The 10118-nt window shown below is 73.2% G+C and carries 8 protein-coding genes; 5 read left to right on the top strand and 3 right to left on the bottom strand.

Translation table 11 applies throughout. The features are described from left to right. Window positions 1–7 precede the first annotated feature (7 nt). The 3 genes from WMF43_RS28195 to WMF43_RS28185 all read left to right on the top strand — a co-directional run bounded on the left by WMF43_RS28195 (window position 8) and on the right by WMF43_RS28185 (window position 4230). Window positions 8–1231 (top strand): ATP-grasp domain-containing protein, encoded by a 1224-nt coding sequence (locus WMF43_RS28195; RefSeq protein WP_437669199.1) that lies wholly within the window; start codon window positions 8–10, stop codon window positions 1229–1231. A 373-nt stretch (window positions 1232–1604) separates the two neighbouring features. Further along, window positions 1605–2540 carry a fibro-slime domain-containing protein gene (locus WMF43_RS28190; protein ID WP_437669197.1) on the top strand — a complete coding sequence of 312 codons (936 nt, stop codon included), beginning with the start codon at window positions 1605–1607 and terminating at the stop codon, window positions 2538–2540. Between the two features lie 190 nt (window positions 2541–2730). Continuing rightward, window positions 2731–4230: a M14 family metallopeptidase gene (locus WMF43_RS28185; protein WP_437669195.1), complete on the top strand. Its 1500-nt coding sequence runs from the start codon at window positions 2731–2733 to the stop codon at window positions 4228–4230. A gap of 13 nt (window positions 4231–4243) precedes the next feature. Here WMF43_RS28185 and WMF43_RS28180 read toward each other — a convergent pair whose 3' ends face one another. Then, the gene (locus WMF43_RS28180; RefSeq protein WP_437669193.1) at window positions 4244–4813 is read right to left on the bottom strand and encodes an NADPH-dependent FMN reductase; all 570 of its coding nucleotides are present in this window, start codon (window positions 4811–4813) and stop codon (window positions 4244–4246) included. A 268-nt stretch (window positions 4814–5081) separates the two neighbouring features. Beyond that, on the bottom strand, window positions 5082–5879 hold the full coding sequence (locus WMF43_RS28175) for a hypothetical protein (RefSeq protein ID WP_437669191.1): 798 nt from the start codon (window positions 5877–5879) through the stop codon (window positions 5082–5084). Window positions 5880–6421: 542 nt separating this feature from the next. On the opposite strand from WMF43_RS28175, the gene WMF43_RS28170 reads away from it, so the two are divergent. Continuing rightward, window positions 6422–7363, top strand: coding sequence for a GYF domain-containing protein (locus tag WMF43_RS28170; protein ID WP_437669189.1), 942 nt, complete (start codon window positions 6422–6424; stop codon window positions 7361–7363). Between the two features lie 310 nt (window positions 7364–7673). Here the strand turns inward: WMF43_RS28170 and WMF43_RS28165 are convergent, their stop codons facing one another. Then, on the bottom strand, window positions 7674–8705 hold the full coding sequence (locus WMF43_RS28165) for a hypothetical protein (protein ID WP_437669187.1): 1032 nt from the start codon (window positions 8703–8705) through the stop codon (window positions 7674–7676). A 130-nt stretch (window positions 8706–8835) separates the two neighbouring features. Between WMF43_RS28165 and WMF43_RS28160 the strand changes: the two genes are divergently transcribed. After that, on the top strand, window positions 8836–10086 hold the full coding sequence (locus WMF43_RS28160) for an NAD(P)/FAD-dependent oxidoreductase (protein WP_437684098.1): 1251 nt from the start codon (window positions 8836–8838) through the stop codon (window positions 10084–10086). The last annotated feature ends 32 nt before the right edge of the window (window positions 10087–10118 follow it).

Below are 10118 nucleotides of genomic sequence, written 5' to 3'. Positions count from 1 at the left end.
CCGATCCATGCACATCCTCCTGATCGGGGGCCCTCGCCCCATGCACCCTGCGGTCCTGAAGCGCGCCCGCGTCACGCACGTCGTCCGGCGCTCCAAGGCGGCCGCGCCCGATCTCGCGGCGGCGTACGTGCGGGTGCTCGTCGTCCGGGACGACGAGCCCGACGAGGCGATCGCCGGCTGCGCGCGGGCGATCGACGCCGTCGATCCGCTCGATCGCGTCGTGTGCCTCCACGACGAGGAGCAGCTCACCGCCGCGAGCGTCGCGCGCGCGCTCGGGCGGCCCTTCCTCCACGCGCCGGAGATCGTCGCGCGCGCGCGCGACAAGCGGCGCATGCGCGATCACCTCCGGGCGGTCGGGTTCGAGGAGGTGGAGTCCGAGACGGTCGAGGGCCTCGATCGGCTGCTCGCCTTCGCGTCCCGCGTCGGCTTCCCGCTCATCGTCAAGCCGATCGACGGACAGGGCAGCATCTCCATCCACAAGGCGCGGAGCGAGCGCGACCTCCGCCGGATCCACGGAGAGATCGTCGCGCGCCCGGGCGCGCCGCGGTACGTGGTCGAGCGCTTCCTCGAGGGCGAGGAGTACAGCGTCGAGGCCCTCTCCGAGGGGGGAGTCCACCGCGTCCTCGCCGTCACCGGCAAGCTCTGGCACGACGACGAGAGCTTCGTCGAGACCGGCTACATCGTGCCCGCGCCCATCCCCCCGCAGCGCGACGCGGAGATCCGCGCCTACGTCCGGGCGGCGCTCACGGCGCTCGAGATCCACGACGGCCCGACCCACACGGAGCTCAAGTACACGGCGCAGGGGCCGCGGCTCATCGAGACGCACACCCGGGTCGGGGGCGACTCGATCGCGGAGCTCGTGCGCCTGGCCACGGACGTCGACTACATCGGGCTGGTCGTGCGGCAGGCGCTGGGCGAGTCGGTGCTCGGCGAGATCCCCGAGGAGCCGGCGTTCCCGAGGGCGGCGGCCGTGCGCTTCTCGCTGCCTCCGGGCTCCGGGCGCGTCGAGCGCGTCGAGGGGGTCGAGGAGGCGCGCCGCATGCCCGGCGTGGCGTACGTCGAGGTCTTCGTCGCGCCGGGGGCCTGGGTCGACCCACACCCTTCGTACCCGAACCGGCGTGTGATGGCGGGCGCGATCGGCGCCGACCGCGAGGAAGCGCTCGGCCGGGCAGAGCGCGCCCGGGACGTGGTGCGGCTCGTGCTGAGCGCCGGAGACCCGGCGCACGGCTGACGGGCGACTGGCCTGCTCACCATCCCAGCTGCCGCCGCGCGTCCACTACGGGACTCGCTTGCTCTCCATGGCTGTTGCGCGTAGCGCCAAATGGCTGTTGCGCATGGCGCCAAGCCGCTGTGATCGGGCGTTCGTCCCCGAATCCGGCGAGGCGAGCGCGCCCACAGCACAACCTGACAGCATGGCTGTACGCGGCGTCTCCGTGGGAGGCCTTGACTTCCGGGCAGGTGTCTTCTTGTCCCACCCTCTCGCACAAGGCATCTCCCGTCCGAGCGATCGCGTCAGAATGCAGCGAATACCACGGGATACGTTGACAACCCCGAGCCCGTGTGGTTGGTTATCCCACTCTTCCCGTCCTTCAGGAGCGTGCTCGATGAACCCTCGGCCCTTAGCCCTTCTCTCCCTCTCGTTCGTGTTCGCCGCACTGGCGTGCTCCTCTGGCGCCCCCGACGACAACAACAACAACCCCACCTCCGGCGCCGGCAACGGGTCGCCGTCGAGCGGCACCGCCGGGGACGTCGGCGATCCCGGCGACATCGGCGATCCCGGCGACATCGGCGATCCCGGCGACATCGGCGCCGGCGGCGGCGGCGGCAGCGGGAGCGAGTGCAACAGCACCCTCAAGGTCATCTACCGCGACTTCAAGGAGTCACACCCCGACTTCGAGATGGATTTCAGGGGCGACGGGGTCCGCCGCGGCCTGGTGAAGCCGACGCTCGACGGCGACTTGAAGCCGCAGTTCCTCGATACGACGGGCTGCTACCCGGATCTGCAGACTCCGCTCGGCTGCAGGGACGGGACGGTCACCCAGCCCGTCATCATGAACGCGATGACCTTCGACCAGTGGTACCGGGACGTGGACGGGGTGAACATGACGTTCGAGAAGGAGCTCGTCCTGCAGGAGTCTCCGACCCAGCCGGGGCAGTACGTCTTCGACAGCACGAGCTTCTTCCCGCTCACGCCGCAGGAGGGGTTCGGGATCACCCCGCCCAACGGGCAGAACCAGAACTTCCTCTTCACCACCGAGATCCACCTGAAGTTCGGCTACTCGCGGGGCCAGCGGTTCACGTTCATCGGCGACGACGACATGTGGATCTTCATCAACGGCAAGCTCGCGCTCGACCTCGGCGCCATGCACGGCCCCGAGACGGGCGTCATCGACTTCGACGCCCAGGCCGCCGATCTGGGCATCTCCGTGGGCCGGACCTACTCGATGGACATCTTCCACGCGGAGCGCCACACCGAGGGCTCGAACTTCCACATCGAGACGAACATCTCCTGCTTCACGCCCGTCGAAGTGCCGAGGTGAGGCCCTCCCGGGAGGCGAATCGCCCTCCCGGCCCCTCCGCACAGGCAGCCGCGAGCGCGCCGCGCGCCCCTCCGCACAGCCCGCCTGGAGCGCGCCGCGCGCCCCTCCGCACAGCACACCTCGAGGGAGCGCGCCGCCGCCGCGCCGGTCCCCTCTCGCGCCGGCCAGCCCCCGAGGTACAACGTGCTCCATGCTGCTCACCCGCGCTGAAGCCACCGGGTTCCGCGAGACCTCCCTGCACGCCGACGTGATGCGGTTCGTCCGCGCGCTCGCGGACCGCGGCGACCCGCGCCTCCACCTCACGACCTTCGGGGCGAGCCCGGGCGGCCGGGAGCTGCCGCTGCTCGTGCTGTCGAAGGACGGCGTGCGCACGCCGGCCGAGGCCCGCCGCGCCCGGCGGCCTGTCGTGCTGATGCTCGACGGCATTCACCCGGGCGAGGTGGAGGGCAAGGAGGCCAGCCTCGCGCTCGTCCGCGACCTGCTCGACGGCCGGCACCCCGACTGGCTGGACACGCTCGTGCTGCTCGTGGCTCCGCTCTTCAACCCCGACGGCAACGACGCGCTCGACCCGCAGAACCGCCGCCTCGACCTGAAGAAGCTCACCGGCCAGCCGGGGCCCGTCGTCGGCACCCGCACCCAGAGCCAGGGCATCAACCTGAACCGCGACTACCTCCGCCAGGCCGCCCCCGAGATGCGCCTGCTCCAGCAGCGCGTGTGCATCCCCTGGGCGCCCGATCTCACGATCGACAACCACGCGACGAACGGCTCGGTGCACCGGTTCCACATGACCGTCGACGTGCCGCACACCGTCGAGTCCGGCCGCGCCGAGCCGATCGCGATGGCGCGCGACCGGCTGGTCCCCGACGTGATCGCCGCGGTCCGGAAGCGCGGCTTCGAGAGCGGCTGGTACGGCAACTTCGTCGAGGACGAGCGCGTTCTCGAGGCGGGCAGCGACGTCGATCCGGCCGCGCCGGTTGGCCTCGGGTGGATGACCTATCCTCACCACCCGCGCTTCGGCTCGAACTACCGCGGGCTGACGGGCCGGCTCGATCTGCTGCTCGAGTGTTACAGCTATCTGCCCTTCGAGGAGCGCGTGCAGACCGCGTCGGCGTGGCAGATCGAGACCCTCTCCTGGGCCGCCGCGCACGCCGATGCCGTCCGGGAGGTCGTCGCCGCGAGCTCCCGGCCGCCGGATCGCGTCGCCGTGCGCTACCGCCTGGAGCCGACCAGGACCCCCGTCGACATCCTCACGCGCAGCCCGCGGACGTTCGACGGCGCGCCCGTCACGGTGCGGGTCCCGCACCACGCGCGGTTCGTCGGGACGGCGGTGGTCGACCGCCCGCGGGCCTACCTCGTGCCGCCGGCCATCGCCGAGCACCTGCGCCTGCACGGGCTGCGCGTCGGGCCGGCCGAGGGCGCGCACGACGTCGAGGTCGCGCGGGTGACGTCGCTCGGCGCCGAGGGCGGCCGCGCGATCCTCGAGGCGGCGCGCGTCGGCGAGGTGGCGGTGCGGTGGCGCGAGGAGACCCGGCGCGCCCCCGAGGGGTGGTCCCGGGTCGACACCGATCAGCCGCTGGGCGCGATCGCGGTGTACCTGTGCGAGCCCGAGAGCGACGACGGCGCGGTCGAGAACGGCCTCGTGCCGGCGCCCGAGGTCGGGGACGAGCACCCGGCGTGGCGGCTCCGGTGAGCGCTCCGCCGCGTCACGCCGCGGCCGACGCGGCGCGCTTCGCCTGGACGATGGCGCCGGCGAACCAGAGGAACTCGTCGAGGAACCTGGTGGTCAGCTTCGCGACGCCCTCGCTCTTGATCTGGAGCGCGTCGTCGAACACCCCCTGAACCTCCGGGACGAGCAGCTTCGTGGGCAGCGCGAACGCCCCGAGGCTCAGGACCACGTGCTGCAGCTGCGTCGACGCGTTGATGCCCCCCATCTTCCCGGCGGAGGCCGCGACCACGCCGATCGGCTTCTTGTTGAACTCCTCCCAGAAGTAATCCAGCGCGTTCTTCAGCGCGCCCGAGAAGCTCCCGTGATACTCCGGCGTCACGAACAGCAGCGCGTCCGCGGCGCGGAGGCGCGCGCTCAGGCTCTCGACCTTCGCCTGGACCTGCGGGTGACGGCCCGCGCGCTCGTCGAGCACCGGCAACGGGTCCTCCGCCAGATCGATCAGATCCGTCGAGACGCCCCTCTCCCGGAGCTTCTTCTCCAGGTAATAGGCTACCTTGTGCGACTGCCTTCCCGCCCTCACGCTACCGAGCACTATCGCTGTCTTCATGGTGCCGTCCTCCAGCAACGACCGGCGCGCCCTGCCCTGGAAGCTCAGGCGAGCGGCCCCGCGGCCCGGATGGAGCCTGGAAGCCGCGCGGCGCCTGCGCTGCCGATGCTCGCCTGAATCAGTTGATTCCAGGGTAAACCGCGGTGTCCATCCTGTCAGAGGCCACGCCAACGGATTGGACAAAGGCCAATCCGTCGTCACGGGGGCGGCTCTGGCGCCGGCCTCCCGCTGCCGTCCCGCGCGGGCGTCGCGCCGCGCGGCCGCGGGCTCACTTCGCGTCGGCCGGTGCGCTCGGCAGCGCGACGGCGAGCTCGACCCGCCCTGCGGGCAGCTTGCTCTCCGCGAGCGCGGCGCCCGCGGGGTCGTTCCCGGCGTGCCCGACCGCGGAGAGCCGCGCGCCTTTCACCGCGCACTTCTCCTCGAGGACCTGCGCGACGCTCGCCGCGCGCGCCGCGGACAGCGACCAGGGCGTCGGATGGTCGCGCAGCAGGACGGGCGGCGTCTGGTCCGGCGGACCGCTGACCGCGCCGACGCGGATCGGCGCCTCGTTGCCGGCGGAGAGGGCGCTCGCGACATGGCACAAGAGCAGCTGCCCCTGCGGGCTCACGTCGAGCTTGTAGGGAGCGAACACCGCGCTCTCCGGCAGCGCGACCACGGCCTGTCCGTCCGCGACGGCGATCGCTGCGACTCCCTTCTTGATCTGCTTGTCGAGCTTCCCTGAAAGCTCGGTCTTGAGCTGCTCGACCCGGTCGAGCCCCGACCTCCGCGCGGCCTCGATCTGCCGCCGCTCCGCCTCGAGCTTCTCGACCTGCGCCGTCTTTGCGTCGAGCTCTCCGCGCACCTGGCTCAGCGTCTGTTCGAGCTCCTTGGCCTTTTGACTGGAGGTCTGCTGCTCCGCGATCAGGAGCAGGTGAGCGCGGCGGAGCGGCACGTAATACGCGGCGACGAACGTCGCGCTCCCGACGAGGAGGAGCGCCGGGAGCACCCGGGACCAGCGCCAGAAGCCGGGGGACCGAGCGCTTTTGCCGGACGTGATCGCCTCGTCACCCATGCTCAATGCCTCCATGCTTCGCTCCGTGGCGCGCGAGCGTACCGGCCCCGCGGAAATCTCGCCAGCACCACGGCGCGGCGGCGGAAGTCTGGAAAAATCCGCACTGCCTCGAAAGAGCGGGGCGCGCCATGTCGGTGTGTACAGGTGCGACGGTGTCGTGGCATCCTCGAAATCGAAGGGAGGACGTTTGTATGAAATCGCCGTCCGCCACGGCCACGCGCGCTGCACCGCCGCCTCCGACGAGGCGCGCAGCACCGCCTGTTCCGGCCCCGCGCGGCGCGCCGCCCTCTCCGGCCCCGCGCGCCGCCGCGCCTGCTCCGGCCGTGCGCGCTGCCGCGCCTGCGCCGCCCCCGCGCACGGCGCCGCCGCCTCCGCGCACTGCGCCGCCGCCTCCGACCAGGCGCGGCGCGCCGCCGCCGCCGCCCCCGCGCACCGCGCCGCCCGCTCCCACGCGCGCTGCGCCGGCGCCCGCGGCGAACGACGAGAGCAAGAGCCTTTGGCATGTCGCGGTCACGCCGGACGACATCAAGGTGCTTACGGCAGAGAAGATCTCGGATTTGCGTCGTCTCAACGTCATCAACAAGTCGACCAAGATCTGGCGGCCCGGCATGACCGAATGGCAGCCGATCGGCGACCTGACCTTGCTCGAGCCGGCCCCGACGGAATCGGCGCGGGCCGCTGCGCAGCCCGCTTCGACCGGGCGCGACGCGCAGCCCGCTTCGACCAGGCGTGATGTGCAGCCCGCTTCGACCAGGCGTGATGTGCAGCCCGCGTCCGCCAGGCGCGAGGCACCGCAGCCCGCGTCGGCCAGGCGCGAGGCGCCGCCCGCTCCGGCGAACGACGAGCGCGAGGGCCTCTGGCACGTCGCGATCGCTCCTGATGACGTGAAGGTGCTCACGCTGGACCAGCTCGACGATCTGTTTCGCCTCAATGTTATCGACGAGTCGACCAAGATCTGGCGGCAGGGGATGGTCGATTGGCAGACGCTGGGGGTGGTGGCCGGGCTCGAGCCCGAGTCGACGCGGTCCCAGAGCCCGGCGAGCGCGAGCCGTCCGGTGGCGGCGGCCGTCCCGGCGGCGCAGCCCGTGGAGGACGATCACCCGACGCCGGTCGCATCCCCCCTGTCGTCCGGCGCCCCGCTCTGGGCGATGAACGATTCCGCACCCCTCTCGCGGGCTGCGGCGCTCGACCCGCCGGCGGTGGGCGCGGCCGCCCTGGTCAGCCCGGCGCTGCCCGCGGCGGTCCCGGCGCGGCACGGGCTGGCCGGCGCAGCGCCTCGCGCGGGCGGCGCGGGGCGAGCGCAGCGCTGGATGCTCGCGCTCTCGGTCCTGGCGGGGCTGGCGGTGACGCTCTACCGCAATGACGTGCTCCGCGACGCGGCGCACTCCGCGGGGCAGGACCGCGCCTACCAGAAGCTCGAGTCCGCGCTCGGCGGGCCCGGGTTCGGCACCCCGCGCTCGCTGGAGAAGCTCGGGTTGTCCTCGGGGAAAACGCGGTAGATCGGGGCGCGCGCGGCCGTGCGCCGCGCGGCGCGCCACGGCTCCGGTCAGCGGCGGCGTGGAGCGCGCGCTGCGATCGCCGAGGGGCGGGCGAGCCGCTCGGACAGGGCGTCCGGCAGGACGGCAACCGTTCGAAGCGTCGCAATCCGGCGCGTGGTTGTCAGCATTCCGACGGGCATATCGTGTCAGCATTCCGACGGGTGTATCGTGCGTGGATCTCTCGCAATGAGGCGCCCGCGCCCGGCGCTCCGGCGCGCGTGGGCTCGCGGCGAGCCTGGGTGCGGAGATGACCGCGCGCTCTGACGACCTCTTATCGCGCCTCGTGCTCCCGCCAGAAGGCGAATGCCTCGTCGAGGTAGATCTCCTTGGCGCCGTGGCCCACAGGGTGCTCGGCGACGCGGACGGGCCACCCTGCGCCGCGCAGGACGTCGGCGAGGGCGCGGGCCGAGCCGCCCACGGCGTCATGGGTGCCGAACCCGATGTAGAACGGCCGGGGGGCGAGCCTCGGGAGCTCGGGGGTCGCGCGGCCTCCGCCGCCGGACATCGCGCCGAACCCGTCCGCCTCGATGTCGCCGCCGAGCGCGAGCGCCGCGGCGAAGAACGCACCGGACGAGGAGCCGGCGACGTACACCCGCGAGAACGAGACGCCGGCGAGCTGCTCCAGCTTGCGCCGCTTCTCCGCGAACGCCGCGACGAACCCGGCGGCATGCTCGCGGTACGCGGCCCCGCCCGTCGGCCAGCCCCACCAGCGCGCGAACCCCTTCGGCGCGAGGCCCACCTTGCCGCGCGGCATCAGGGCGGCGACGCCCGCGCGCCGGGAAGCGCGCACCACGACCGTCTCGAAGTTGGTCTTCTGCTGGCTCTCCTTCGTCGGCGGGACGATCCCGTGAAGGTAGATGAGCAGCGTGCGGGTCGGCGCGTCCGGCAGCACATAACAGGTCTCCTCGTCGAGCGCGTCGACGCCCGGGATGCACCAGTCCGTCTCGATGGCCGGAGGGCGCGCCGGAGGCCACGGCGTCGCGGCGGCCTGCGCGCTCGCCGCGGTGGCCTGCGCGCTCGCCGCGGTGGCCTGCGCGCTCGTCGCGGTGGCCTGCGCGCTCGCCGCGGTGGCCTGCGCGGTCGCCGCCGCGGCCTGCGCGCTCGTCGCCGCGGCGGCGGGCGGGCCGGCGGCCGGGGCCGGCGGCGGCGCGGGGCCGGGCTGCGCGTCGCCGGCCGCGGCGCCGGCGTGCACGGGCGCGGGCCTGCTCCTCGGAGCGTACGCCCCGCCGGAGCACGCGCAGGGCACGATCGCGAGCGCGGCGAGCCACCGCATGATCTTCCGGCTCTGCGCAGCGCCGCTCATCGGTCCTCACCTCTCCGCCGCGCCCCGCCAGGCCGCGGCAGCGGACGCACTCTACCCTGTGGTTCTGCGCTCTTCTTGTCTACCATCGGCGCGTGCGCGCGGGCTGCACACCGGAGCAGGAGTGGTGAACGTGAAAGAGACGGTCGTCATCGTGGGGGCGGGGCAGGCGGGCGGGGAGGTGGCCAGCTCGCTTCGGCAGCAAGGCTACGAGGGGCGGATCGTGCTCGTGGGAGACGAGGCGCACCCGCCCTACCAGCGGCCCCCGCTCTCGAAGGGGTTCCTGCTCGGGAAGCTGCAGCTCGCGCAGCTCTACCTCAAGCCGGAGGCGACGTACGAGCGGTCCGCGATCGAGCTCCGGCTGCGCACGCGGGTGGACGCCATCGATCGCGCGGCGCAGGAGGTGGCGCTCTCGGACGGGAGCCGCCTGCGCTACGACAAGCTGGTGCTCGCCACGGGGGGGCGCGCGCGGCGGCTCGGCCTGCCAGGGGTGGACGAGGGGCAGCTCGGGAACCTGCTCTACCTGCGCTCGATCCCCGACGTGGACGCGCTGCGGGCGCACCTCGTGGCCGGGCGGCACCTCGTGCTCATCGGCGCCGGCTACGTCGGGCTGGAGGTGGCGGCCGCCGCCGTGGAGCTCGGAATGAAGGTGACCGTGATCGACGTGGCGCCGCGGGTGCTGTCGCGCGTGACCGGGCCGGAGGTGTCGGGGTTCATCGAGGGGGTGCACCGCGCGCGCGGGGTGACGTTCAGGATGTCGGCCGTCGTGAAGGAGCTCGTGGTGGACCCCTCCGGCCAAGCCGTGCGCGAGGTCGTGGTGGCGACGGGCGAGGGCGGCGAGGAGGAGCACATCGCGGCGGACGTGGTGCTCGTGGGGATCGGGCTCGTCCCGAACACCGAGCTGGCCGCCGCGGCCGGGCTCCCGGTGCACGACGGGATCGTGGTGGACGAGCTGGCGCGCACGTCGGACCCCGCGGTGCTCGCGGTGGGCGACTGCGCGAACCAGCCGAGCGCGTACGCGGGGCGGCGCATCCGGCTGGAGTCGGTGCCGAACGCGATGGAGCACGCGCGCGTGGCGGCCGCGACGTTGCTCGGCAAGCCCGCGCCGTCGCCGGCCGTGCCGTGGTTCTGGTCGGAGCAGTACGGCATGCGGCTGCAGATGGTGGGGCTGTCGGCAGGGTACGACCGGTGCGTGATCCGGGGGTCGATGGAGGCCAGGGCGTTCGCGGCGTTCTACCTGGCCGGCGGGCACCTGCTCGCGGCCGATGTGATCGGGCGGCCGCCGGACTTCCTCGCGGCGAAGAAGCTGGTCGCGGCCAAGGCGGTGATCGATCCGGCGGTCCTCGCCGACGAGACCGTGCCGCTCGCCTCGCTGGGCGGCTGAGCGGGCCGCGGGCGGGGCCTCGGTCCCCCGGT

It is taken from the genome of Sorangium sp. So ce131, assembly GCF_051519095.1.
In the GTDB taxonomy this organism is placed as follows: Bacteria; Myxococcota_A; Polyangia; order Polyangiales; family Polyangiaceae; genus Sorangium.
Note: the sequence above shows the minus strand (reverse complement) of the source record. Positions and strands in the feature narration are given on the sequence as shown.

Bases quoted from the DNA above. Each gene is read 5' to 3' on its own strand.
- WMF43_RS28185 (WP_437669195.1), top strand. From the start codon at position 2,731: ATGCTGCTCACCCGCGCTGAAGCCACCGGGTTCCGCGAGACCTCCCTG.
- WMF43_RS28190 (WP_437669197.1), top strand. From the start codon at position 1,605: ATGAACCCTCGGCCCTTAGCCCTTCTCTCCCTCTCGTTCGTGTTCGCC.
- WMF43_RS28195 (WP_437669199.1), top strand. From the start codon at position 8: ATGCACATCCTCCTGATCGGGGGCCCTCGCCCCATGCACCCTGCGGTC.
- WMF43_RS28175 (WP_437669191.1), bottom strand. From the start codon at position 5,879: ATGGAGGCATTGAGCATGGGTGACGAGGCGATCACGTCCGGCAAAAGC.
- WMF43_RS28180 (WP_437669193.1), bottom strand. From the start codon at position 4,813: ATGAAGACAGCGATAGTGCTCGGTAGCGTGAGGGCGGGAAGGCAGTCG.
- WMF43_RS28165 (WP_437669187.1), bottom strand. From the start codon at position 8,705: ATGAGCGGCGCTGCGCAGAGCCGGAAGATCATGCGGTGGCTCGCCGCG.